The following is a 24,149-nucleotide window of genomic DNA, read 5'->3' as shown; positions in this document are numbered from 1 at the left end:
CATTTGTCCTTGCACCTGTTCATTCTGGTCTGTGAAGAGGGCACGAGCGGCACTGGAAACCGCATGAGCAAGTGCCTGGGAGAGGGCGTTGTTGCCGTGTGTTCATAGGTGACATGCGCTAAGGAAATTTCCCACATCCAATGCCCGTACCCTGTTGTTAGGCTCCAACTTTTTGACCTGACTTCAAGGAGTTTCCTGATGACAAAACGTCTCGCCGCCGAGTTCTTCGGCACGTTCTGGCTGGTACTGGGCGGTTGCGGCAGTGCCGTGTTGGCGGCCGCATTCCCTGAGTTGGGCATTGGTTTTGCCGGTGTGGCATTGGCATTTGGCTTGACGGTATTAACCATGGCCTACGCGGCCGGGCATATTTCGGGTGGGCATTTCAATCCGGCGGTCACCTTGGGTTTGCTCGCCGCTGGGCGTATTGACGGCAAGGATGTGGTGCCCTACATCCTCACTCAGGTTCTGGGCGCGATTGCGGCGGCTGGCGTGCTGTACCTGATCGCCAGCGGCAAGGCCGGGTTCGATGTGACTGCGGGGTTTGCCACCAATGGTTATGGCGAGCATTCGCCCGGGGGCTTCTCGCTGCTTTCGGTAGTGGTCACCGAGTTTGTACTCACGGCGTTTTTCCTGTTGATCATCCTGGGCGTCACCGACAAAAAGGCGTCGGCCGGTTTTGCGCCGCTGGCCATCGGTTTTGCCCTGGTCTTGATTCACCTGATCAGTATTCCCGTGAGCAATACATCGGTTAACCCGGCGCGCAGTACTGGTGTGGCGTTGTTCCAGGGCGATTGGGCGATGGCTCAGTTGTGGGTGTTCTGGGTGGTGCCTTTGCTGGGTGGGCTGTTTGGCGGCCTCGTGCACCGTTTGGTGTTGGCGACGAAACCGTAGACAGTTTCACACTTCAGATCTCAACGGGCTTCGGGTCGCCATATCACCTTGCGCACCTCAATGGTCTTGGGCAGCAAGCGGTTCTGATAAAACAGATCCGCCGTGGCCTGTTGTGCGCCAATGATGCTGTCGTCAATCGGCAGCACTGGTGACGGCGGGCGGTTGTCCATGTAGCGGGCAATCACCGTGCTTGGCAGGCCCATAAACGCGGTGAGCACCTTCAGGCTGTCTTCGCGCTGGCTGCGGGTCAGCGCTTCAGCCTGGGTGAGCTCCCCCAGCAGGTCCTGGATAAACCCACCATTGGCCCGGGCGTATTCACGCCGTGCGGTGTAGACCGGCCCCGACAACCCCAGGCCCTCGCCATCGACCAGCACATGGCTGGGGCTCTGGCTCAGGGCCAGGGAGGAGTAAGGTTCCCAGATCGCCCAGGCGTCGACGCTGCCTTGCTCGAATGCCGCACGTGCATCGGCCGGTGGCAGGTACACCGGTTGGATGTCCGTGTAGCTCAGGCCGGCTTTGTTCAGCGCGCGCAGGATCAGGTTGTGGGAGCTGGAGCCTTTCTGGAAGGCGACCTTTTTGCCCTTCAGGTCCGCCACCGAATGCACTGGGCTGTCGTTGCGTACCAGCAACGTTTCGGCGCTGGGCTTGGGCGGTTCGGCGCCGATGTAGACCAGGTCGGCACCTGCAGCCTGGGCGAAAAGAGGCGGAATGTCGCCGGTAGCGCCAACGTCCAGTGCGCCGACGTTCAGCGCCTCAAGCATCTGCGGGCCGGCGGGGAATTCAATCCATTTCACCTCGGTTTGTGGGAAGCGTTTTTCCAGCAGGCCATGCTCCTTGGCGAGCACCAGGGCGATGGAGCCTTTCTGGTAGCCGATGCGCAAGGTTGATGGATCGGCCGCCCAGGCGGTCTGGGTCAGCAGCAGGGCCAGCAGCAGGGTGGGGAATTTCATGCACGGGTCTCCTTGAAGCGGTTGGCCGGGCGCGCCAGGCCGAGGTTTTCTCGCAGTGTGGTGCCGCTGTATTCGCGCCGAAACAGGCCACGCCGCTGTAACTCGGGAACGACCAGGCGGGCGAAATCCTCCAGCCCGCCCGGCAGGTGCGGCACCAGAATATTGAAGCCATCCGCCGCGCCTTCTTCGAACCAGCGCTGCAGCTCATCGGCGATCTGCACAGGCGTGCCGATCAGGCTGTAATGACCGCGTCCGCCGGCAATGCGTTGGCCCAGTTGCGCCAGTGTCAGCTGTTCGCGCTGGGCCAGTTCGCTCAGCAGTTGCTGGCGGCTGCGTTGACCGCTGTCGGTCAAGGGTAGCTCGGGCAGCGGCCCGTCCAGCGGGTAGCCGGACAGGTCGAAATTACCCAACATGCGCCCCAGCAACGCCACGCCTACCTCGGGTTCGACCAATGCTTGGAATCTTTCAAATTTCGCCTGGGCGCAGGCTTCGGTTTCCCCGACCACCACGAACACGCCCGGCATGATTTTCAGCGAATCGGCCTCGCGCCCGTATTGGCCCAGGCGCCCCTTGAGGTCACGGTAAAACGCTTGGGCGTCGGCCAGCGAAGTCTGCGCGGTAAACACCACCTCGGCAGTCTGTGCCGCCAGTTCCCGGCCGGTGTGCGAAGAGCCGGCCTGCACGATCACCGGCTGGCCCTGGGGCGAGCGCGCCACGTTCAGGGGGCCTTTGACCTGGAAGTGTTCGCCCACATGGTTCAGCACATGGCGTTTACTTGGCTCGTAATAGCGGCCGCTGGCCTTGTCGCGCACGAAAGCATCGTCGTCCCAGCTGTCCCATAACCCCGTCACCACCTGGTGAAACTCCCGCGCGCGGCTGTAGCGTTCGGCATGACCCAGGTGTGCGTCGCGGCCGAAATTCAGTGCCTCGGCGGCGTTGTCCGAGGTCACCAGGTTCCAGCCTGCACGGCCACCGGAAAGGTGATCCAGCGAAGCAAATTTGCGCGCCACATGGTAGGGCTCGTTGTAGCTGGTGGTGGCGGTCGCGATCAGGCCGATATGCTCGGTCACCGCACTGAGCGCCGAGAGCAGGGTGAGCGGCTCGAAATGATCCGAGCGCGCCATCTGGCTGGCGACCTCACCGGTGGCCGCGGCAATGCTGTCGGCCACGAACAGCGCGTCGAACCTGGCCACTTCTGCTACCTGCGCCAAGTGCTTGTAGTGGGCGAAATCCAGCCCGGCATTCGCCGGTACATCGGGGTGGCGCCAGGCGGCCACATGGTGCCCGGTGGCCATCAGGAACGCGCCGAGTTTGAGTTGACGGCTCATGCTAGAAGTCCTTGCGCAGTTGCACGCCGAAGTAACGCTCATCGTCACGGGGTACGGCGCGGTAGATGTAGTTGCCGCCACTGGCCAGCAGCGGTGAATAGGACTTGTCGGCAAGGTTCTTCGCCAGCAGCGCCACGCGCCAGCCATTGGTGTAGTCGGCCACCGCCACGCTGGCGTTCCAGATGCCGTACGCGCCTTGCTTGGTGTCCAGGTTCTGGCTGATGTCGTACTGCACTTCGCTCTGCCAGCTGTAGTCGGTGCCCAGCTCGACATCCAGGCCGTTGTCCAGGGGGATGCTGTAGTCGGCGCGCACGTAGCTTTTCCAGTCCGGGCTGAACGGCAGTGGCTTGCCATTCACATTGCAGGTCGCCGCTGCGCCTGCCGGGCACGCGAACTGATCGATGCGTGCTCGGGTATAGGCCAGGGCGCCGGAGAGCTTGAGCTGCTGGGTGGCTTGCAGCGCGTAATCGAGCTCGACGCCTTCGGTGCTGACGCTGCCGGCATTGATCAGGCGCGTCACTACCTGGCCGGCGACGGTGTCGAAAAAGTTGGCCTGGTAGTTGTCGTAGTCACTGTGGAACACCGCAAGGTTGGTGGTCAGGCGATTGTGCCAGGCGGTGGCCTTGATCCCGGCTTCCCAGGTGTTGGAAGTCTCCGGCTTGAGCGCCTCGGTGTCGCGCGGCTGCATGTTGAAGAACACGTTATAGGCCGGGCCTTTGTAGCCACGCGAGTAGGTGAGGTAGCTGGTGATGTTGTCGCTGATGTCGTACTGCACGCCCAGTCGGCCGGACCAACCGTCCTCGTCTACCGAGCCGGAACTCGCCGTCGCCGGTTGAATGCCGCTGACCGTGGTGGCAGAGGTGGACACGCGGCGATGGTCGTACTTCAAGTCGTCATGGGTATAGCGCAAGCCGGCGATGCCACGAAAGCGCGAGGTGAAGTTGAGCGTGGTCTCGCCGAATGCCGCGTAGCTGTCGCTGGTGGTGCTGTAGTCGGCGATGCCACGGTCGACACGCGCAGTCGTCGTGAGGGTGCGTTGATAGGTTTCCTCATCCTTGCCATGCATGTAGAACAGGCCGCCGACATACTCCAGGAACTCACCTTTGGGCGAGGCCAGACGCAGCTCCTGGGAGTACTGGTCGAACGCCAGGTCGCCTTTGTCGGCGGTGCCGGGGAAGGCGGCGGTGACGGTGCCGAGACGGTCGCCGTCCTGGTATTGGGTGTTGTCCCAGCCGCGCCAGGCGGTGATCGAGGTCAGGGTGTAGTCGCCCAGGTTCCAGTCCAACTGCGCCGACAGGCCCTTGTTGATGTCTTGCACACGGCTGCGGGTATCGGTGTTGATATCGCGGTTGTCACTTGAGGCGCGCACTGGCCTCAAGGCATTGCTGAACGCCGGGCTCAGGGACTTGCTGACCACACCATTGGGCGCGTCATCGTGGGACTGCATGTAGTCGGCGATCAGGGTCAGCTTCACGTCGTCGTTGGGCGTGAACTCCAGCTTGCCGCGAATGCCCTTGTGGTTGTAACCGTTGACCTCCTGACCATTGTGGTGGTTGTCGACGTTGCCGTCGTAGCTGCCGAACAAGGTGCTGATCGAGCCCTTGAGCACCTCCGGCACCAGGCTGCCACCGATGCCGAACCGCGTGCGGCTTTCATTGCCGCTGTAGAACGACTGATCGATAAACCCGTGTGTCTGGGCAGTCGGCGCCTTGCTGGTGATATTCAGCACGCCGGCGGACGCGTTCTTGCCGAACAGCGTGCCTTGCGGGCCGCGCAGTACCTCGATGCGCTCCAGGTCGAGCAGGTCGAGAGTGGCCTGGCCGGGGCGCGCATAAACCACGCCGTCGATCACCGTCGCCACGGTGGGCTCCACCCCCGGCGAGGTGGAAATGGTGCCCACGCCGCGTACGAACAGGGAGGTGTCCTTGTTCGACGCGCCGGTACGAAAGTTCAGTGACGGTACCTGCTGGGCGATGCTCGCCACACCGTTGCGGTTGTCGCGCTCCAGTTGTTCGCCATCGAGCACCGAGACGGCCACCGGGACTTTTTGCAGCGACTCTTCCCGCCGGGTAGCGGTGACCGTCACGGATTGAAGCGTGGGCTCTTGCTCGTCAGCTGCAACAGCGCCGCAGACGGGCAGGGCGCTGAGGCCGGCCAGGAGCAATAAATGGGTGTGCCGTGGAAAGTTATGCATGCTGTGCCCGCTCGAAAAAATACCCTGGTCCGCTGCGGTTCTGCGACCGCCAGCGCCTGTGAAAATGTCCTGGGCATTCGCTCGAGCGAGTAGCAGACACCGCGCTTTGTTAGCGCTAACATCGGCATTATTGAAGGCGCAGCTTAGAGCGTCAAATACTAATAAATTAGTTTTATATTCTTTTTTTACAGGGTCATTCCGTGGACGAACACACACCGCGCAAACGCCGGGGCGCCGGACGCGTCACACTGAGCACCGTGGCACGCCAGGCTGGGGTCTCGGCGATTACCGTGTCGCGTTACTTCAACCAACCGGAGCAGGTCTCGCCCGAACGCCGTGAGCGTATCGCCGAGGTGGTGGCGCAATTGGGTTATGTGCCCAATCTGGTGGCCGGTGGCTTGGCCTCTGCGCGAGGCAAAATCGTCGCGATGGTGATTCCGAATATCTCGGGGCCGATCTTTGCCAATACCTTGCAGGGCTTCAGCGATACCCTCAGTCGCCACGGCTACCAGCTGTTGCTGGCGTCCAGCTATTTCAGCATCGAGCAAGAGGAAAGCGCGGTGCGCGCCTTTCTTGGTTGGTCGCCGGCCGCGCTGGTGCTGACCAGCCGCTTCCATAGCCCAGGCACCGAAAAGATGATCGCCGAGGTGGACATCCCGGTGGTGGAAACCTGGGACTACGTGCCGGAGCGCGAGCCGTTGCAAGTGGGATTTTCCCATTATCAAGTCGGCGTCACTGCCGCGCGCTATCTGCATGGCAAGGGCTATCGGCGTATCGCCTTCGTGCAGAACAGCGCGGCGGGCGACTTCAGCGCGCTGGAGCGCCGTGATGGTTTTACTGCGACCCTCAGCGAGCTGGGTGTGCAGCCGTGGGGCTTCGTTCCCGACGCCGACCGTGCGCCTTTCGAGGCGGGCAAGCAGGCCATGGAGGCGCTGATGGGGGAGGTGACCAGGCCCGACGCGATTTTCTTTGCCAACGACAACCTGGCTGCCGGCGGTTTGTTGGCCGGTCAGCGTGCGGGGCTGAACATCCCGCAGGACTGCGCCGTCTTGGGCTTTGGCGACTACCCCTTCGCACAGATGTTGCTGCCCAGCCTCAGCACGATCCAGCCACCGGCCCTTGAGATTGGTGTATTAGCCGCCACCCGCGTTCTACAAAGTCTGGGTGTATTACCGATCGAGGGTGAAGTTGCACGCTTGAATCTTTTGCACTGTCAGTTAATTGAAAGGGAAAGTACCTAGTCATTACGGGGCATGGCTAAGTGCAACTAGTGGCTATTGGCTGCTAACGCTCTAAATCAGTGCATTTGGCAATGTTTTGTATTTAATTTCCCGCCAGCCGGAACTAGAGCTATAACTTCCAGTCGATACCCCCGGCTAACTCCTGCATGGGCTGTGGCGAACTAATGGCACTGTTCGGTAGTTCCAAATAGCCATACTTTTCGCAACGTTAGATATTCCTCAATGATGTCTTCAGCCCCCATCGATGCTTGCAAGATGCACATCCCGCACACCGACCAGGTGTGCGCGTGGCTGATGCAGCACGCCGGGCTTAAAACGCTGGATCTGGAACGCGCCCGGCGCTTATCCGATGACCCTCGCGACCTGCTGGGTTTACTCACGCGCCTGGGCCTGGTGTCCGAAATCGAACTGGCCCGCGCCTGGGCCGATCTGCTGGCTGCGCCATTGCTGGCGACCGACGCTGCGCCGCCGTTGCTTGACCCATTACCCGCCGTGACCGAGCGCTTCCTGCGTCATTACCACCTGGTGCCCATGGGCTGGGACGAGGGCGGCCTGCGCGTGCTGGCCGCCAACCCGACGCAGCGGTACCCGTTCCAGGCCCTGGCGTATGCCTGCCAAGTTCCTGTCTGGCTGGCCATCGGCGCGCATACCGACGTAGAGGGCCTGATCGAGCGGTACTACGGCCAGGGCCGTTCGGCCATGGGCACGCTGATCGAAAACCTCGATGAGCAGGGTGGTGCCCTCGAAGATATCGAGCATCTCAAGGACATGGCTTCCGAAGCGCCGGTGATTCGCCTGGTCAACCTGATCCTGCAACGCGCCGTGGAACAACGGGCGTCGGATATCCATATCGAACCCTTCGAAAACCAGCTCAAGGTGCGCTACCGCATCGATGGCGTGCTGCACGACGCCGAAGCGCCGCCCGCCAGTTCGTCGGCGGCGGTGATCTCGCGGGTCAAGATCATGGCGCGCCTGGACATCGCCGAGCGGCGCCTGCCCCAGGATGGGCGCATCATGCTGCGCATCCAGGGCAAGGCGTTGGATTTGCGCGTGTCCACGGTGCCCACCAGCTTCGGCGAGTCGGTGGTGATGCGCCTGTTGGACCGGCAAACCGTGCAGTTCGACTTTCCAAGCCTGGGTTTTAATGGCCAGCGCCTGGCAGTCTTCCTTGATTTGCTCGAGCGGCCCCACGGCATCCTGCTGGTCACCGGGCCCACGGGCTCGGGTAAAACCACCACGCTGTACACCGCCTTGGCGCGGCTCAACACCGCCGAACGCAAGATCATCACCGTGGAAGACCCGGTGGAGTACCAGCTTGAAGGTATCAACCAGATCCAGGTCAAGCCCGCCATCGGCCTGGACTTTGCCGGAGCGCTGCGCGCCATCGTGCGCCAGGACCCGGACGTGATCATGATCGGTGAAATCCGCGACCTGGAAACCTGCCGCATCGCCGTCCAATCTTCACTCACCGGCCATCTGGTGCTCTCAACCCTGCACACCAACAGCGCCGCCGCCAGCATCACACGCTTGCTGGACATGGGCGTGGAAAGCTACCTGATCGCCTCCACCGTCAGCGGCATTCTCGCCCAGCGCCTGGTGCGGCGCCTGAACCCGGCCACACGGGTCGCGTTCCAGGCACCGCCGGCGTTGATCAAGGAACACGGCCTGGATCGCCTCACCGAGCAGCGCCCGATCCTGCTGTATCACGGCGACTACCACGGCCGCAGCGCCCTCACCGAATTGCTGGTGATGAATGACGAGTTGCGCAGCCTGCTGATGGCCCACGCCGACGCCGCCACCCTTGAGCAAGCCGCCCGCCGCGGCGGTTTGCGCACCTTGTATGAAGACGGCCTGCGTCAGGCACTGGCGGGCGTCACGTCCCTGGAAGAAGTGTTGCGCGTCACCCGTGGAGAGGATGCGTGAGCCTGTTCAAGTTCCGTGCCCTGGACAGCCAGGGCGCCGCCCAGAGCGGCACGCTGCAAGCTGCTGACCAGGCCACCGCCGTCGCCATCTTGCACAAGCGTGGCTGGTTGCTGCTGCATATCGAAACGACGGGCAGTGCCTCGTTACGTCGTGTACGCGGGCCGTTGAAGGGTGCAGCGCTGGTGAGTTTCACCCAGCAACTGGCGACGCTGCTCGGCGCCGGTCAGCCCCTTGAACGCTCGTTGAACCTGCTGCTCAAACAACCCGGCCAACCCCAGGTGCGGGCCTTGATCGAGCGCATCCGTGACCAGGTCAAGGCCGGCAAACCGCTGTCGGCTGCGCTTGAGGAAGAGGGCGATACGTTTTCTGCGCTGTACCTGAGCATGGTGCGCGCGGGCGAAGCCGGTGGTGCGCTGGAAGACACCCTGCGCCAGCTCAGCGACTACCTGGAGCGCAGCCAGCGACTGCGTGGCGAGGTGATCAACGCGCTGATCTACCCGGCGTTCCTGGTGGTGGGCGTACTGGGTTCCCTGGCGCTGTTGCTGGCCTATGTGGTGCCGCAATTCGTGCCGATTTTTCAGGATCTGGGCGTGCCGATCCCGTTGATCACCCAAGTGATCCTGGGGCTTGGCGAGTTTTTGTCGGCCTATGGCCTGGTGCTGTTGGCCGGGGTGGCGATCAGTGCCGGGCTCCTGGTGACGCGCCTGCGCGACCCCAGCCGCCGCGAACGCTACGACCGTCACCTGCTGGGCATCCGTGTGGTCGGCCCGCTGCTGCAGCGGGTGCAAGCCGCACGCCTGACCCGCACCCTCGGCACCTTGCTCAGCAATGGCGTGGCGTTGCTGCCCGCGCTGGTGATCGCCCGGCAGGTCTGCAGCAACCGTGCATTGCAGGTGCAAGTGGCGCGGGCGGCGCAACAGGTCAAAGGCGGCGGCACCCTGGCCGAGGCGTTTGGCAGTCAACCGCTGTTGCCGCAGTTGGCCCTGCAAATGATCGAGGTCGGCGAACACGCCGGTGAACTGCCCGGCATGTTGCTCAAGGTCGCCGACATCTTCGACGTCGAGGCCAAGCGTGCGATCGACCGTCTGCTCGCTGCGCTGGTGCCCTCGCTGACCGTGATCATGGCGGTGCTGGTGGCGGTAATCATGCTCGCAATCATGCTGCCGCTGATGAGCCTCACCAGCCATATATGAACCTTCATGGAGTGGAATCAATGAGAACCCGGCACCGCCAAAACGGCTTCACCCTGCTGGAAATGCTCGCGGTAATCGTGCTGCTGGGCATCGTCGCAACCATTGTCGTGCGCCAGGTCGGCGGCAATGTGGACAAGGGCAAATACGGTGCAGGCAAGGCGCAGTTGGCGAGCTTGAGCATGAAGATCGACAGCTACGCCCTGGATGTGGGCGCGCCGCCCAACACCCTGCAACAGCTGCTCGACAAGCCCGCCAATGCCTCCAGCTGGGCGGGTCCCTATGCGAAGCCTTCGGAGTTGAAGGACCCGTTCGGCCACGGGTTCGGTTATCGCTTCCCCGGGCAGCATGGCGCCTTCGACCTGATCTTCTACGGCCAGGACGGTCAACCGGGCGGCGAGGGCTACAGTGCCGATTTGGGTAACTGGGAGTAACCCGGCCATGGCCCAGCGCGGCTTTACCTTGCTGGAGATGCTGGTGGTCATTGTATTGATCGGCGTCGCGGCCGGGTTGCTGGGGCTGGGTGTGCGCCAGGGGCTGCAAGTGGCTCAGGAGCGGCGGGTGGTGGGGCAGATGGTCGAGGCACTGCGCGCCACGCGGGCGGGGGCGATCGTCAGCGGCCAGGCGGCGCGCACCGAATTCGACCTGCAACGTCTGACGTTCCGGGCTCCAGGGCGTGCCCCGCAACAGTGGCAGGCACCGTTGCAGGTGACGCTGCACAGTGCCGAGCAGGCGGGCGCCGCCGTGGTGTTCTACCCCGATGGCAGTTCCACCGGCGGCAACCTGCTGCTGGCCAGCGGCGCCCGGCGTTGGCGTATCGACATTGGTTGGCTCACCGGCAGCGTGCAGTCCAGGGCGCTGCCATGAAGCATCAGGCCGGTTTTACCCTGCTGGAAATGCTCGCGGCCCTGACGTTGATGGCGGTGTGCAGCAGCGTGTTGCTGGTTGCCTTCGGCCAGAGTGCGCGCTCGTTGGCCCAGGTTGCCCACAGCGACCGGCTAACCCAGGCCGCGCTCACGCTGCTGGACCTGGAAGCGGCCGGCCCGCTGAGCGAAGGCACCTTGCAAGGCGAACTTGATGGCATTCATTGGCAATTGACCAGTACCCGGCAGCAGCCCCATCTGTTTCGTCTCGACCTGAACCTGCGCGAAGGCGCGCATCAGGCCCGCTTCAGCACCTTGAAGGCCCGCCTGTGAAGCGCCGCGAGCAGGGCTTCACCTTGCTGGAGATCCTCGTGGTGCTCAGCCTGCTTTCGATATTGTTATTGCTGGTGGGCGCTGCGTTGCTGGGCGCCAATCGGGCGGTGGCCAAGGCCCAAAGTTACACCGTGAGCCTGGATGAAATGCGCACCGCCCAACAGTTTCTACGCACCGCGATCAGCGAGGCGTTGCCTTTGAATATCATTGAAGACGACAGCCAGGCCGACGGTTTTTTTATCGGCACGGCAGAGCGCTTGCAGTTTGTGGCGACCTTGCCCGGCGTGCTCGGCGGGGGCATCCAGCGCTTTACCCTGCAACGGGTAGAGCAGGATTTTCAGGTGGCGTTTTCGCAGTTGCAATCCGCTGCCAACACCCAGCGTGCTGAACCGCAGGTGCTGCTGCATAACGTCGAGGCGCTGCAATTGAGTTATCGCGGCGTATCGCCCTTGGGCCAGCCCACCGGCTGGTTGAACGCGTGGCCCTGGCCCAGGCGCTTGCCCTTCGCAGTACGCATCGACGCCAGCGTCAACGGGCCGGTGCCGTGGCTGACGCAAGTGATTGCCCTGCGCCTGAACCTCGGCAGCGCGAGCAGTGAACAATGAAGCGCCAGCGCGGAGCGGCGTTGCTGCTGGTGCTGTGGGTGCTGGCTTTACTCAGCCTGTTGCTCGGCGGTTTGGCTGCCTGGGTGCAACTGCAAAGTCGCCAGGCGCTGTGGTACCGCCAGCACACCCAGACGCTGTTGGCCGCCGAAGCCGGTATTGCCCAGGTCATGGCTGATCGGCACTGGGTGGCGGACGGGCGTGCCATCGCGCTGACCTTCGACGACGCCCGCCTACAGGTCCGCCTGCGCAGTGAGCGCGGCAAGCTGTACCTGGTCAACGCCGACCCCGGTGACTTGCTACACCTGGCCCTGGCTTGCGGCGCTACCCCGGCCCAGGCCCATCAGTTGGTCCAGGCGCTTGAGGCTCGGCGCCATCAGGGCCTGGCGCCGTTTCGGGTGCTGGAAGAAGTGCGGCAACTGCCCGGTATGACCCAGGCGCTGTACAGCCAATTGCTGCCGGAAATGACCTTGTGGAGCGACCTGGATCGACCCGATCCGGCATTTGCCAGCCCCTTGATGCGCAAGGCATTGAACCTGCCACGCCAAAACGCCGAGGGCGCCGACCCCGGCCAGGTGCTGGAAATCGACAGCCGTGCCGAGCGCCCCGGCGGCTATCAGGCACGCCTGCAACTCACCGTCTTATTGAGCCCCGCGGAGGACCGTGCACAACCCTATCGGGTGGTGCGGTGGCAAGAATGAATCGACTTGAACCTATCGCCCGCCAGTGGCGCGGCAGCCTGTTGCAACAAGGCTGGCGCCTGTGGCTCACCGAACTGCGCGGCTGTGTGCCGAGCTGGCTGGCCCCACAAGAGCCGCCTGAGCAGGTCCATCACTGGCCGCTGACGGCGCCGGTTATCCCCGGCAGCGCCTGCCAGGTGCTGATGCTCGACCCTGACGTGGTGCTGCAGCAACGCCTGCAATTGCCCCTGGCGGCCGCGCGCAACCTCACGGCGGTGGTCGGCTATGAACTGGACCGCTACACCCCGTTCGACGCCGAGCAGTTGTACTTCGTGGCGCGTCAGGAGCAGCGCACACCTACCCACCTTGAGGTCACGCTGGTGGCGATCCTGCGCGAGCGTCTGGACCGGATTCTCAGCGACTGCGCTGCCCTCGGTCTGCATCCCCATCGCGTCGATGTGGCGGGCCTGGGCATTGACCTGCTGCCGGCACCGTTACGCTCGCGCCAACGCCGAAGGGGCAAGGATTTGCAGCGCAGCCTGCCATGGCTGTGTGGTGCCTTGCTGATCGCCGCCATGTTGCTGTGGCTCAACGACCGCCAGCGTGTACTCGACGCCATGCACGCCACCGTGCAGCAGCAAAAGGCCCAGGTCGCCCAGGTGCACGCCCTGCGCCAGCAACTGCTCAATACCCGCGGCGCAGCGCAGTACCTCACCCAGCGCAAACTGGCGCAACCGCCGCTGGCTGCGCTGCTCAATGACTTGACCACTTGCCTGCCCGCCGACACTTGGCTTGACCAATTGGACGTCAAGGACGCTGAGGTGACCTTCTCCGGGCAAAGTGCCAAGGCCAGTGGCCTGATCACCCGCATCAAAGGCTGCCGGCGGTTGGACAACGCCCAGTTCGAAGGGGTGATTCAACCCGATGCGCGCACCGGCAAGGACCAGTTTGCCTTGCGCGCCCACTTACGCCAGGAGGCCGCCGATGCGCCGACCCCTCACACCCCGTGAACGTCGTGGCGGTGCCTTGTTGCTCCTGGCCGTGGTACTCGGTGCGGCCTATTGGTTGCTGATCGACAGCTGGTTCGCCGGCCCGCTGCGTACCATGGGCGAGCAAGCCCAGCAGTTGCGTGAGCAGCAGCAACGCTACGCCGCCGTGTTGCGCCAGGGCGATGCATTGCGCGAGCAGCTTGAGCTGGCGCGGCAAGACCCGGCCAGCAGCGCCAGCCTGTTGCCAGGCGATGACCCCGATGTGGTCGCCGCCGATCTGATGCAGCGTCTGGCCGACCTGATCAACAGCCACGCCAACCTGGGCGGCGGCTGCAACCTCACCCAGCGCAAACCCATCACCACCGAACAGGACAGCAGCGAGCCCTATCGGCAGGTCAAGGTCAGCCTCACGCTCAACTGCGCCATCGAACCGCTGACCGCGATCCTGCACGCGCTGGAATACCAGCCGCCGTTTCTGTTTGTCGATGAGTTGCGCATTCGCCGCAGCAAACAGGCACCGGCCACTGGCGGGGCGGGCAAGCTGGCGGTGCAACTGCTGGTGCGTGGCTACCTGCAACCGGCGCAGGTGGCGCCATGAACGGTGCACTGCGCCCCCTGGAGTGGGGCTTGCTCGGCTTGGCCGGGCTATTGGGCGTACTGATGGCGGTGATCCTCAGCAGCATCGGTGATCAACCGCGATGGTTGCCGCAGGCGCCTGCACCTGCTCAGCCCTCCGTCACTGTGCAGGCCGCACCGGCGCCGGCGTTGCAAGAACTCGCGAGCACCTGGCAGACGCCGCTGTTCAGCCCCGATCGACGCCCGGACAGCGTGGTCGGCAAGACCCAGGTGGCGAGCCTGGCCAACCTGACCCTCAGCGGCATCATGATCACCGGCAACCTGCAAATGGCCATGCTCAAGCAAGCCGGCGGCCCACCCCTGACGGTGCGCCTGGGCCAGACGCTGCCCAACGGCTGGCGCCTGGAGCACCTGACCCCGCAATACGCCCGTTTCGCCCTCAACGGGCGCACCCAGACCCTGAGCCTCTACGGCAAGCGGTTACCCCTGATTTCCCATCCCCGCGAGCCCCTCCCTTGATCGATATGCGCACTTCGCTGTTTTGCCTGGCCACTGCCGTCTCCCTGGGCGGTTGTGGATCCTTATCCGACCGCCTTGATCCGGACGACCAGCTGCTGAACGAGGCGCTGCAAGGCACCGGTTCGCAACGCCCGCCGAATGCGGCGCCTGCGATGCAAAGCGCTCTGCCCGAGGCGAAGTCGCCGCCGCAGCGCCAGCTGATTCGTGGCAATCAGACGTTCGTGCGTAAACCCACTGCGCCGGTAAAAGCCCAGGAGGAGGGCGGCGACATCGTCTTCAACTTTCAGGGCCAGCCCATCGAAGCGGTGATCAACAGCGTAATGGGCGACTTGCTGCACGAGAACTACAGCATCACCGAGGGCGTGAAGGGCAATGTCAGCTTCTCCACGTCAAAACCGGTGGACAAGCAGCAGGCGCTGTCGATCCTCGAAACCCTGCTGTCCTGGACCGACAACGCCATGATCAAACAGGGCAACCGCTACGTGATTCTGCCGGCCAGCCAGGCGGTGGCGGGCAAGCTGGTGCCGCAGATGCGCGTGACGCAGCCCTCCAGCGGGCTCTCGGCGCGACTCTTCCCGCTGCGCTACATCTCCGCCACCGAGATGCAGAAACTGCTCAAGCCCTTCGCCCGAGAGAATGCGTTTCTGCTGGTCGACCCGGCGCGCAACGTACTGAGCCTGGCCGGCACCCCGGAAGAGCTGGCCAACTACCAGGACACCATCGACACTTTCGATGTGGACTGGCTCAAGGGCATGTCCGTGGCGGTCTTCGGCCTGCAACGTGCCTCGGTGGCCGAACTGATGCCTGAGCTGCAAGCCATGTTCGGCGCCGACAGCGGCACGCCCCTGGCGGGCATGTTGCGATTTCTGCCGGTCGAGCGCACCAACTCGGTGGTGGCGATTTCGTCTCAGCCCGAGTACCTCAGCGATGTGGGTGACTGGATTCGTACCATCGACGAGGGCGGCGGCAACGAGCCGCAGATGTATGTGTACGACGTACGCAATATGAAGGCCGCCGACCTGGCCAAATACTTGCGGCAGATCTACGGCAATGGTGCGATCAAGGACGATGCACCGGCCAAGGTCGCGCCGGGGTTGCGGACCACCACGTTATCCTCGTCCACCAGCGCTGGGCTGCAGGCCAATGTCCCAGCGCCTGCACCCGACGAACCCGAATCCGAACCTGCCGAAAATACCCAGGCGCCCCCCACCAGCGACCTCGAAGCCGGCACCCGCATCACCGCGCAAAAGAGCAGCAACCAGCTGCTGGTGCGCACCCGTCCGGCGCAATGGAAAGAGATCGAAGCGGCGATCAAACGCCTGGACAACCCGCCGCTGCAAGTGCAGATCGAGACCCGCATCCTGGAGGTCAAACTCACCGGTGAACTGGACCTGGGTGTGCAGTGGTATCTCGGCCGCCTGGCGGGCAATTCCACCAGCACCACGGTGGCCAACGCCTCCGGCAGCCAAGGCGCCCTGGGCGGTGGCGGGGCGGGGCTGGGGGCGGCGGATTCGTTGTTCTACTCCTTTGTCAGCTCCAACCTGCAAGTGGCCTTGCACGCCCTGGAAACCAACGGCCGCACCCAAGTGCTGTCGGCGCCGTCGCTGGTGGTGATGAACAATCAGCCGGCACAGATTCAGGTGGGCGATAACATTCCCATCAGCCAGACCACCGTCAACACCGGTGACGCCGACACCACCTTGAGCAGTGTCGAATACGTGCAGACCGGGGTGATCCTGGATGTGGTGCCGCGCATCAATCCGGGCGGGCTGGTGTACATGGATATCCAGCAGCAGGTCAGTGATGCCCAGAACCCGGCGGGCAGCAGTGAGACGCCGGTGAACCCGCGCATTTCCACACGCTCGGTGTCGACTCAGGTGGCGGTGCAGAGTGGGCAGACGGTATTGCTTGGTGGGTTGATCAAACAGGACAACGCCGAGAGTGTCAGTGCCGTGCCTTATCTGGGCAAGATACCGGGGTTGCGGTGGTTGTTTGGCAATACTGGCAAGTCCAAGGACCGTACAGAGTTGATAGTGCTCATTACGCCAAGAGTCATTACCAGCAGCAGCCAGGCACGGCAGGTGACTGATGATTATCGCCAGCAGATGCAACTGTTGCGGCCGGCTCAATAATCCTGGCTGCACCGAGTACCAATGTGGGAGGGGGCTTGCTCCCGATGGCGTTTTGACTGCCAGCGACTACCTAAATGATGCGACGCGATCCAAATGTGGGAGCTGGCTTGCCTGCGATGACGGCCTGACAGCCAACACAGTTATACCGAGTACATATCCATTCCTGTGGTAACGGCTAATATTGGTTCCGCTTTTACAGCGGGTCACTTTTGAAAAGCGCAAAAGTAACCAAAACGCTCTTGCCCCACCACTCGGCACCTCGCCTAGGCTCGGTGTGCCCGTAATCCGACAGGGATTTGGGGGGCCGCCGCCACGCGCCATCCATGGCGCGGGGCGGCTAAACCGGCATCCCTGCCGGTTTACCCCCCAAATCCCTGTCGAATTCCGGCCAGCGTGGTTTAACGGGGCGCCTAAGATCAAAAGCAGATCAAAAGCGGCTCGCTTCGCATCGTAGTTACCGTCGGCTGCGACCACCTACAAAGTTGTGTAGGTACCCATGCTCATCGAGGGCAAGCCCTAATGCCAGTCAGTTAAGACTCTGTAGGAGCGAGCTTGCTCGCGAAAAACTCACAGGCGCCGCGTTCATTCAGGAATCACGCTTTATCGTTGAGGTTTACAGAGTGCAATGTACGCTTAACTGACTGGCATTAAGGCAAGCCCCTCCCTAGCCCAGAATCTCTCTGCTATTGATGGGGTAAACATTACCGTTATGAATAAAAATATTAAAAAATAATGAAAGTAGAGAATATTAGCTTATGCCAAAACAGCATTATATTTTTGAAATTCATTCCGTTATGTTTGATCTCAACAGCCTACCCCTGACCTCGGATGGTACCCAGCGTGATTCAGATTCTGCGCGCCTGACCGGGTAACTATCCCCCGCAGCAGAATCGTTGGACGGGAGCTCAACGTATGTTGCCACTTCAAACCCCTCGCTTGCCCCACACCTAGCCCAAGCCGAAACGCCTTTTGAACACCGGTCACGCCGCGCCAGGCGCGTGCCTGCTCGATTTCGCGATTTGGAAAAAGCCGGGAATGGATATGAAGCACGTTCTACAACCCACCGCCGCCCTGACGTTGTCCTTGCTGGCTGCAGCGACGCACGCCCAGGACGACAGCACCTTGTCTACCGTCGTGGTCACCGGCAACCGTGGCGCCGAGCAGCGCACGGTCACCAGCAGCCCGGTGCCGATTGATGTGGTCAGCGCCAAGCAACTGCAAAGCACCGGCAAGCCCGGGTTGATGGAGGCGTTGAGCGCGGTGATCCCGTCGCTGACTTTGCCGGAAAAAACCGGCTGGGACGCCAGCGGCATTGCCCGCGCGCCAAACCTGCGGGGCTTGAGCGCCGCCGAAGTACTGGTGCTGGTCAACGGCAAGCGTCGCCACACCAGCGCCACCTTGAATATCAACGGCATCAACACTGGCGCGGCGCCGGCCGATCTGGACCTGATCCCTATCAGCGCCATCGACCACGTAGAAGTGCTGCGCGATGGCGCCGCGGCCCAATACGGTTCCGACGCCATCGCCGGTGTGGTCAACGTGATCCTCAAGGCCGATACCAGCGGCACTTCGGTGACTAACGCGGGCCTGGGTTATGACGGCAAGAAACAAACCGTGCAGCAAAGCCTCAACAAGGGCTTCGAAATCGGTAACGGCGGCATCGTGCAGTTGGCTCTGGATGCGCGCAGCCAGAACGATGACAACAAGGCCAGCGCCAACGGCTACACCTACGAGCAGGCGTATGGCCTGGCAGGCAAGTCCACCTATGGCGGCTACGGCATGCCCAAGACCAACCTGCTGACCCTGGGCTACAACGCCGAGCTGCCGATCGATGACAGCCTCAGCCTGTACTCTTTCACCACCTACTCGCGACGCAAGGCCGAGCAGGGGCAGAACTTCCGGCTGCCGACCATCACCAACACCATCACCACGGGGCCCAATGGCTATCCGGCCGGGTACACCCCCACCTGGTACATCGACGAAGACGATTTCCAGGCGGCCTTCGGTGGCAAGGGCACCCTGGGTGAGTGGGACTGGGACCTGTCCACCACTTACGGGCGCAATGAAGCGGAGCAGGGCACCACCCACAACCAGAACCCGTCCCTGGGCGAAGCCACGCCGAACAGCTTTACCTCCGGCACGTGGATTTCTACCGAGTTGACCACCAACCTGGATTTCAAGCGCGGCTTTGATATCGGCCTGCAAAAACCCTTGGACCTGTCCTATGGCTTCGAGCATCGGCGCGATACCTACGAGGTACAGGCCGGTGACTACGGGTCTTATGCCAACGGCGGCTACTGCGTGGCGCCGGGTAACTGCGCGTCGTCAGGGGCCCAGGTCACCAACGGCATTTCCCCGCAGGAAGAAAGCAGCGCTTCTCGCAACAGCCTGGCCAGTTATGTGGACGTGAGCTTCAACCCCTTGCCGGATTGGTATGTCGGCACCGCTTTGCGCTATGAGCATTACAACGAAGGCGTGGGTGCCACCCGCAGCGGCAAGCTGACCACCCGCTATGACTTCACGCCGCAGTTCGCCGTGCGTGCCACTGTGAGCAATGGCTTTCGTGCGCCGTCCCTGGCCAACAGTTTGTTCAGTGCGCGCTCCACCACCTATGGCGTGGTGGACGGCGTGTACCAGTCGATCAATTACGGCGTGCTGCCGGTGGGGTCGGCGGCGGCCAAGGCGCTGGGCGCCGAAGAGTTGAAGCCCGAACGCTCCACCAATTTCAGCCTCGGTTTCACCCTTACACCCACCGACCGCCTGAGTTTCACCGCCGATGCCTACGTGATCAATCTACGTGACCGCATCACCCTGACCGGCACCTTGCTGGGTCCTGAAGTCACCCAGGTACTGCAGAACAACGGCATCAACTCCACCTCCGGCGGCCAGTACTTTATCAACGGCGCCGACACTCGCACCAAGGGCCTGGACCTGGTCAGCAGCTATAACCAGGACCTGGGCGCGTTCGGCGCGCTGAAGTGGACCGCTGCGTTCAACTGGAACCAGACCAGAATCCAGAACTACAAGGCGTCCACCAGCATCCTTGGCCGACCTTATGACCTGATGGACCGCGAGGCCCGCAACCTGATCACCGGCGTGCAGCCCAATACCAAGCTGATCCTTGGTGGCGACTGGAGCATCGAACGCTTCAATCTCAGCCTGGCCCTGACTCGCTACGGTTCCTACAAGGAAGTCAACTCATCGGCCAACCGCGACCTGGACCGGGTCTACAGCGCCAAATGGATCACCGACCTCGACCTTGGCTACAACCTCACCAAAGACCTGAACATCGCCATCGGCGCCAAGAACCTGTTCGACCAATACCCCAAGAAACAAGGGGTGCCGAGCAGCACCATGGTTGCCAGCTACGGCACTTATTCGCCCTACGGTTTTACCGGCGGGTACTACTACACCCGGCTGACTTACGCCTTCTAAGGCCTGCGAGGAATAGCACATGCCCATTGTCGCCAAACCCTACGACCTGCTTGATGAGGTCAGCGTACAACCGCTGCGTCAGCACCGCGTCTCCACGCCGATCAAGGCGCTGCAAGTGGTGCCCGCCCGGCATCCCTGGCGCTGGGCCGGGTCGATCTTCGCCGCGCTGGTGCTGCTGGCCATCGTGCATTCCCTGGCCACCAACCCGCGGTGGGAGTGGGGCGTATTCAGCCAGTGGTTCTTCTCGCCGTCAGTGCTGCGCGGGCTGGGGCAGACGCTGTTGCTGACCCTGCTGAGCACTGTGTTCAGCGTCATTCTTGGCACGGCGCTGGCCCTGGCGCGGCTGTCGGGTTCGCCGTTGCTGGCCGCATTGGCCTGGGGCTATATCTGGTTTTTCCGCTCGATGCCGGCGCTGCTGGTGCTGATCATTCTCTACAACTTTGCCTACCTGTATGACCACATCGTGCTCGGGGTGCCGTTCACCGACCTGGTGTTCGCCGAATGGTCGACGGTGGATGTGCTCAGCCAATTCACCGTAGCGGTGCTGGGCTTGAGCCTGATGCAGGCGGCCTATGCGGCGGAGATCATTCGCGGTGGCCTGATCGGCGTGGAGGCCGGCCAGCATGAAGCAGCCGCGGCCCTGGGGTTGCCGGCGTCGCGGCGTATCTTTCGCATTATCCTGCCCCAGGCATTGCGCTCGATTTTACCGTCGGGGTTCAACGAAATCATCGGCCTGGTCAAGGGCACCTCCATTGTCTACGTACTGGCCCTGCCCGAGCTGTTCTACACCGTGCAGGTCATCTACAACCGCACCCAGGCGGTGATCCCGCTGCTGATCGTGGCCACGGTGTGGTACCTGATCATCACCACCGTGCTCACCAGCGCCCAGTACTACGTCGAACGTCATTTCGCCCGTGGCACCGCCCGGGTGCTGCCGCCGACGCCGTTGCAGCGCCTGCGCCTGTGGCTCAAGGAGAAGTCCCATGGCTGAAGCACGCGCCGGGCGCATCCAGATCCAGGGCGTGGGCAAGCGCTTTGGCAACCAGCAGGTGCTCGATAACATCGACCTGACCATCGACCCCGGCAAGGTCACGGTGATCCTCGGCCCGTCCGGCTCGGGCAAGTCCACCTTGCTGCGCACCATCAACCACCTGGAGAAGATCGACAGCGGGCATATCACCATCGACGGTGAATACGTCGGCTATCGGCGCAAGGGTGACCTGCTGTTCGAACTCAAGGAGCGCGAAATCCTCAAGCGTCGCATCGACGTGGGTTTTGTGTTCCAGAACTTCAACCTGTTTCCGCACCTGACCGCTTGGGAAAACATCGCCGAAGCGCCGTTGGCCCACAAGCGCTGGAGCAAGGCCCAAGCCCACTTCAAGGCCGCCGAGTTGCTGGCCAAGGTCGGCCTGGCGGACAAGGCCGACGCCTATCCGCGCCAGCTCTCCGGTGGTCAGCAGCAACGCGTCGCCATCGCCCGGGCTCTGGCGCTGGACCCCAAGGTTCTGCTGTTCGACGAGCCCACCTCGGCCCTCGACCCTGAGCTGGTGGGCGAGGTGCTGGACGTGATCAAGGGCCTCACCCAACTGGGCGTGACCCTGGTGATCGTCACCCACGAGATCGGCTTTGCCCGCGAAGTTGCCGACCACGTGGTGTTTCTCTGCGACGGCCAGTTGATCGAAGAAGGCCCGCCCGAACAGATCTTCCGCCAACCCCGCCATCCCCGTACCCAGGCCTTTCTCGGCAAGGTGCTTTAGTTCAAGGAGTGACTGTCATGTTCATCCATACCACCCGCGTGGCCTTGCTGGCGCTTGCCGTCAGCACCGCGCAATACGCCTTCGCTGTGCAACAGGTCGATCTGAGCCCCGACCGCCCGCGCATCCATGTGCCGCGCAATGAAGCGGCCATCGCGCAGATCCCGCCGGGCTTCAAGTTCGCCCAGCCGGGCAAGTTCACCGTGGCCGTGTCCGGCGTGGCCGGGCCGCCCCTGGCACTGCTCGCCAGTGACGACAAGACCACCATCGGCAGCGAAGCCGATACCGCACAACTGATCGCCGATAGCCTCGGCCTGCAACTCAATGTGGTACAGACCAGTTGGGAGGATTGGCCCCTGGGCGTCAGCTCGGGCAAATACGACGTGGTGATCAGCAACGTCACCGTCACCGAGGCACGCAAAAAGCGTTTTGACTTCGCCACCTACCGCCAGGATGTGCTCGGCTTTTACGTCAAGAGCACCAGCAAGATCACTGAGATCAAGCAGGCGGCGGACATTGCCGGGCTGAAGATCATCGTCGGCTCCGGCACCAACCAGGAAAAGGTCCTGCTGGCCTGGAACGAGGCCAATGAAAAAACCGGCCTCAAGCCTGCGCTGTTGCAATACTTCGACGATCAGGCCGCCGCGCAACTGGCGGTGCAGTCAGGGCGCAGCGATGCGCTGTTCGGGCCTAACTCGGTGTACGCCTATTCGGCGGCGATCACCGGCGGCATCAAGCGCGTCGGCACCGTCAACGGTGGCTGGCCGTTGCAGGCCGATATCGCCGTGACCACGCGCAAGGACAACGGCCTGGTCCAGCCGATCCACACCGCCCTGGAAGGCGCGATTGCCGGCGGGCAATACGAGCAGGTGCTGCAACGTTGGGGCCTGGATGTCGAACGCGTCGACAAGTCGCTGATCAATCCACCGGGCTTGCCGGACTAGGAGCATCGACATGGGACTGACACGACGTGAAGCGCTGTCGAGCATTGCCGCAGTGGGCGGTGAGAAGGCGGTCAAGGATGCACTGGCGGTGTTGGGTCTGGGCCCATCGTCACACCGCCGACCGCAACCGCTGAAACTCAAGGATGGCCTGGGACAGGGCACCCGCGTGCTGGTGCTGGGCGCCGGGATTGCAGGATTGGTCACGGCCCTGGAACTGAGTCGCGCCGGCTTCAGCGTGCAGGTGCTGGAAGCCCGTGAGCGCGTGGGTGGCCGCACCTGGACCCTGCGCAACGGCGACCGCGTGGACTACAAGGATGGCCGCTCGCAAACCGTGGGGTTTGATCCGGGCCAGTATTTCAACGCCGGCCCGGCGCGCATTCCCAGCCAGCACCGCACGATCCTCGACTATTGCAGCGAGCTGGGCGTGCCGTTGGAAGTGCTGGTCAACAGCAGCCATGGCGCCCAGGTGCGGCCGGACCTGAGCCAGCCGGCGTTCAGCGTCGGCCAGGCGCTCAACGACACCCGTGGGCACCTGTCCGGGCTGTTGGCCAAGGCGGTGCAGCGTGATGCTCTCGACGATGTACTGAGTGGCGAAGAGCGCACACGCTTGCTGGGCTTCTTGCAGGTGTATGGCGACCTGTCCCAGGAGCTGGCCTTCGAGGGCACCCTGCGTTCCGGGCACCTTGAATCCGCCGCCCACCCTGGCGCCTTGCCCGCCCGCCACAAGCCGCTGGGGTTGGAGCGCTTGCTGCACCCGGAACTCTGGGGCGCTTTGTTGCACACCGAATTCCCGGAATTTTCAGCCACCATGTTCCAGCCGGTGGGCGGCATGGACCGGATCACCGACGCCCTCTACCGACGCGTGCATGAGCAGGTGCAGCTGGGCGCCCAAGTGCGGCAGATCCGCCAGCTGGAGGACGGCGTGGCGGTGACCTATCACGACCAGCACAGCGGCCGCGAGCAGGTGGTGCGCGCCGATTACCTGGTCTCGACCTTGCCGCTGCCCCTTTTGGCCAGGCTCGACAGCGACTTCAGCGACCCGGTCAAGGCCGCCTTGCTCAGCACGCGCAGCGACCAGGCGACCAAGGTGGCGTGGCAATCCCCGCGTTTCTGGGAAACCGATTACCGCACCTATGGCGGCCTGTCATGGGTCGAGCACCCGGCGCGCTTGCTGTGGTACCCCAGCAACGACCTCAACACCCGCGAGGGCGTGCTGGTGGCCGGTTACGTGACCGGGGAGGGCGCCGACGTGTTCGGCGCACAGCCACTCGAACAGCAGCACGCCGCCTCCCGACAAGCCGTAGAGCTGTTGCATCCAGGTTATTCCAAACATTTGCGTCATCCACTGGCGGTGTCCTGGGAACAGATCCCCTACAGCGAAGGCCCGTGGCTGCAACGCGAACACTTTCCCGCCCAGGCCCACGCATTGCTGGAACGGCCCCATGGCCGGGTGTACTTCGCCGGCGACGGCCTGGTGCAAAGTGGCGTGGGCATCTGGCAGGAGTCGGCGGCCAACTCCGCGCGCCATGTGGTGGCGCAACTGGCCGAGCGCATCACTCAACAACGACAGATTGCGGCTGTGGCCGCCTCTTGAGGAGCAACACC

At 63.1% G+C, this 24,149-nt stretch carries 21 protein-coding genes; 18 read left to right on the top strand and 3 right to left on the bottom strand.

What is annotated here, in order from left to right; all coding sequences use genetic code 11:
* Nucleotides 1–198 precede the first annotated feature (198 nt).
* On the top strand, nucleotides 199–891 hold the full coding sequence (gene aqpZ, locus PSEBG33_RS09575) for an aquaporin Z (protein ID WP_005789647.1): 693 nt from the start codon (nucleotides 199–201) through the stop codon (nucleotides 889–891).
* A gap of 20 nt (nucleotides 892–911) precedes the next feature.
* Here aqpZ and PSEBG33_RS09580 read toward each other — a convergent pair whose 3' ends face one another.
* Genes PSEBG33_RS09580 through PSEBG33_RS09590 form a run of 3 tightly spaced genes read right to left on the bottom strand, consistent with a single transcriptional unit; the run spans nucleotide 912 to nucleotide 5,363 of the window.
* On the bottom strand, nucleotides 912–1,841 hold the full coding sequence (locus PSEBG33_RS09580) for a sulfonate ABC transporter substrate-binding protein (RefSeq protein ID WP_005789645.1): 930 nt from the start codon (nucleotides 1,839–1,841) through the stop codon (nucleotides 912–914).
* Nucleotides 1,838–3,169 carry an LLM class flavin-dependent oxidoreductase gene (locus tag PSEBG33_RS09585; protein WP_005789643.1) on the bottom strand — a complete coding sequence of 444 codons (1,332 nt, stop codon included), beginning with the start codon at nucleotides 3,167–3,169 and terminating at the stop codon, nucleotides 1,838–1,840. Before PSEBG33_RS09585 ends, PSEBG33_RS09580 begins: the two co-directional genes overlap by 4 nt.
* Before the next feature lies 1 nt (nucleotide 3,170).
* Nucleotides 3,171–5,363, bottom strand: a complete 2,193-nt coding sequence (locus PSEBG33_RS09590; RefSeq protein ID WP_005789641.1) for a TonB-dependent receptor — start codon at nucleotides 5,361–5,363, stop codon at nucleotides 3,171–3,173.
* A 200-nt stretch (nucleotides 5,364–5,563) separates the two neighbouring features.
* Between PSEBG33_RS09590 and PSEBG33_RS09595 the strand changes: the two genes are divergently transcribed.
* The 17 genes from PSEBG33_RS09595 (at nucleotide 5,564) to PSEBG33_RS09675 (ending at nucleotide 24,138) form a co-directional block, all read left to right on the top strand.
* Nucleotides 5,564–6,604 carry a LacI family DNA-binding transcriptional regulator gene (locus tag PSEBG33_RS09595; RefSeq protein WP_005789639.1) on the top strand — a complete coding sequence of 347 codons (1,041 nt, stop codon included), beginning with the start codon at nucleotides 5,564–5,566 and terminating at the stop codon, nucleotides 6,602–6,604.
* Between the two features lie 255 nt (nucleotides 6,605–6,859).
* Complete coding sequence (locus PSEBG33_RS09600) at nucleotides 6,860–8,527, top strand: GspE/PulE family protein (protein WP_005789637.1); 1,668 nt, start codon at nucleotides 6,860–6,862, stop codon at nucleotides 8,525–8,527.
* Nucleotides 8,524–9,720, top strand: a complete 1,197-nt coding sequence (gspF, locus tag PSEBG33_RS09605) for a type II secretion system inner membrane protein GspF (protein ID WP_005789636.1) — start codon at nucleotides 8,524–8,526, stop codon at nucleotides 9,718–9,720. The genes PSEBG33_RS09600 and gspF overlap by 4 nt, the downstream gene beginning before the upstream one ends.
* Before the next feature lie 20 nt (nucleotides 9,721–9,740).
* Nucleotides 9,741–10,151 carry a type II secretion system major pseudopilin GspG gene (gene gspG / locus PSEBG33_RS09610; RefSeq protein ID WP_087945255.1) on the top strand — a complete coding sequence of 137 codons (411 nt, stop codon included), beginning with the start codon at nucleotides 9,741–9,743 and terminating at the stop codon, nucleotides 10,149–10,151.
* Nucleotides 10,152–10,158: 7 nt separating this feature from the next.
* Nucleotides 10,159–10,584: a type II secretion system protein gene (locus PSEBG33_RS09615; protein WP_005789632.1), complete on the top strand. Its 426-nt coding sequence runs from the start codon at nucleotides 10,159–10,161 to the stop codon at nucleotides 10,582–10,584.
* Nucleotides 10,581–10,913, top strand: a complete 333-nt coding sequence (locus PSEBG33_RS09620; protein WP_005789630.1) for a type II secretion system protein — start codon at nucleotides 10,581–10,583, stop codon at nucleotides 10,911–10,913. The genes PSEBG33_RS09615 and PSEBG33_RS09620 overlap by 4 nt, the downstream gene beginning before the upstream one ends.
* Complete coding sequence (locus PSEBG33_RS09625; RefSeq protein WP_005789628.1) at nucleotides 10,910–11,518, top strand: prepilin-type N-terminal cleavage/methylation domain-containing protein; 609 nt, start codon at nucleotides 10,910–10,912, stop codon at nucleotides 11,516–11,518. Before PSEBG33_RS09620 ends, PSEBG33_RS09625 begins: the two co-directional genes overlap by 4 nt.
* The gene (locus tag PSEBG33_RS09630; RefSeq protein ID WP_005789626.1) at nucleotides 11,515–12,216 is read left to right on the top strand and encodes a hypothetical protein; all 702 of its coding nucleotides are present in this window, start codon (nucleotides 11,515–11,517) and stop codon (nucleotides 12,214–12,216) included. Before PSEBG33_RS09625 ends, PSEBG33_RS09630 begins: the two co-directional genes overlap by 4 nt.
* On the top strand, nucleotides 12,213–13,205 hold the full coding sequence (locus tag PSEBG33_RS09635) for a PilN domain-containing protein (protein WP_005789624.1): 993 nt from the start codon (nucleotides 12,213–12,215) through the stop codon (nucleotides 13,203–13,205). The genes PSEBG33_RS09630 and PSEBG33_RS09635 overlap by 4 nt, the downstream gene beginning before the upstream one ends.
* Nucleotides 13,180–13,782: a type II secretion system protein GspM gene (gene gspM / locus PSEBG33_RS09640; RefSeq protein WP_005789622.1), complete on the top strand. Its 603-nt coding sequence runs from the start codon at nucleotides 13,180–13,182 to the stop codon at nucleotides 13,780–13,782. Before PSEBG33_RS09635 ends, gspM begins: the two co-directional genes overlap by 26 nt.
* Nucleotides 13,779–14,279, top strand: a complete 501-nt coding sequence (locus tag PSEBG33_RS09645) for a hypothetical protein (protein WP_005789620.1) — start codon at nucleotides 13,779–13,781, stop codon at nucleotides 14,277–14,279. The genes gspM and PSEBG33_RS09645 overlap by 4 nt, the downstream gene beginning before the upstream one ends.
* A gap of 5 nt (nucleotides 14,280–14,284) precedes the next feature.
* Nucleotides 14,285–16,411 carry a type II secretion system secretin GspD gene (gspD, locus tag PSEBG33_RS09650; RefSeq protein WP_005789618.1) on the top strand — a complete coding sequence of 709 codons (2,127 nt, stop codon included), beginning with the start codon at nucleotides 14,285–14,287 and terminating at the stop codon, nucleotides 16,409–16,411.
* 1,041 nt (nucleotides 16,412–17,452) lie between these two features.
* A complete protein-coding gene (locus tag PSEBG33_RS09655) occupies nucleotides 17,453–19,846 on the top strand; it encodes a TonB-dependent receptor plug domain-containing protein (protein WP_032803941.1) in 2,394 nt (797 codons plus the stop codon).
* A gap of 19 nt (nucleotides 19,847–19,865) precedes the next feature.
* A complete protein-coding gene (locus PSEBG33_RS09660; protein WP_005789615.1) occupies nucleotides 19,866–20,837 on the top strand; it encodes an amino acid ABC transporter permease in 972 nt (323 codons plus the stop codon).
* Nucleotides 20,830–21,603: an amino acid ABC transporter ATP-binding protein gene (locus PSEBG33_RS09665; RefSeq protein ID WP_005789613.1), complete on the top strand. Its 774-nt coding sequence runs from the start codon at nucleotides 20,830–20,832 to the stop codon at nucleotides 21,601–21,603. Before PSEBG33_RS09660 ends, PSEBG33_RS09665 begins: the two co-directional genes overlap by 8 nt.
* A gap of 17 nt (nucleotides 21,604–21,620) precedes the next feature.
* Nucleotides 21,621–22,544 (top strand): ABC transporter substrate-binding protein, encoded by a 924-nt coding sequence (locus PSEBG33_RS09670; protein ID WP_005789611.1) that lies wholly within the window; start codon nucleotides 21,621–21,623, stop codon nucleotides 22,542–22,544.
* 10 nt (nucleotides 22,545–22,554) lie between these two features.
* Nucleotides 22,555–24,138, top strand: coding sequence for a flavin monoamine oxidase family protein (locus PSEBG33_RS09675; protein WP_005789609.1), 1,584 nt, complete (start codon nucleotides 22,555–22,557; stop codon nucleotides 24,136–24,138).
* Nucleotides 24,139–24,149: the final 11 nt, after the last annotated feature.

Source organism: Pseudomonas synxantha BG33R, from assembly GCF_000263715.2.
Classification (GTDB): domain Bacteria; phylum Pseudomonadota; class Gammaproteobacteria; order Pseudomonadales; family Pseudomonadaceae; genus Aquipseudomonas; species Aquipseudomonas synxantha_A.
The sequence above is the reverse complement of the archived record's forward strand: the minus strand, read 5'-3'. Positions and strand labels throughout refer to the sequence as shown.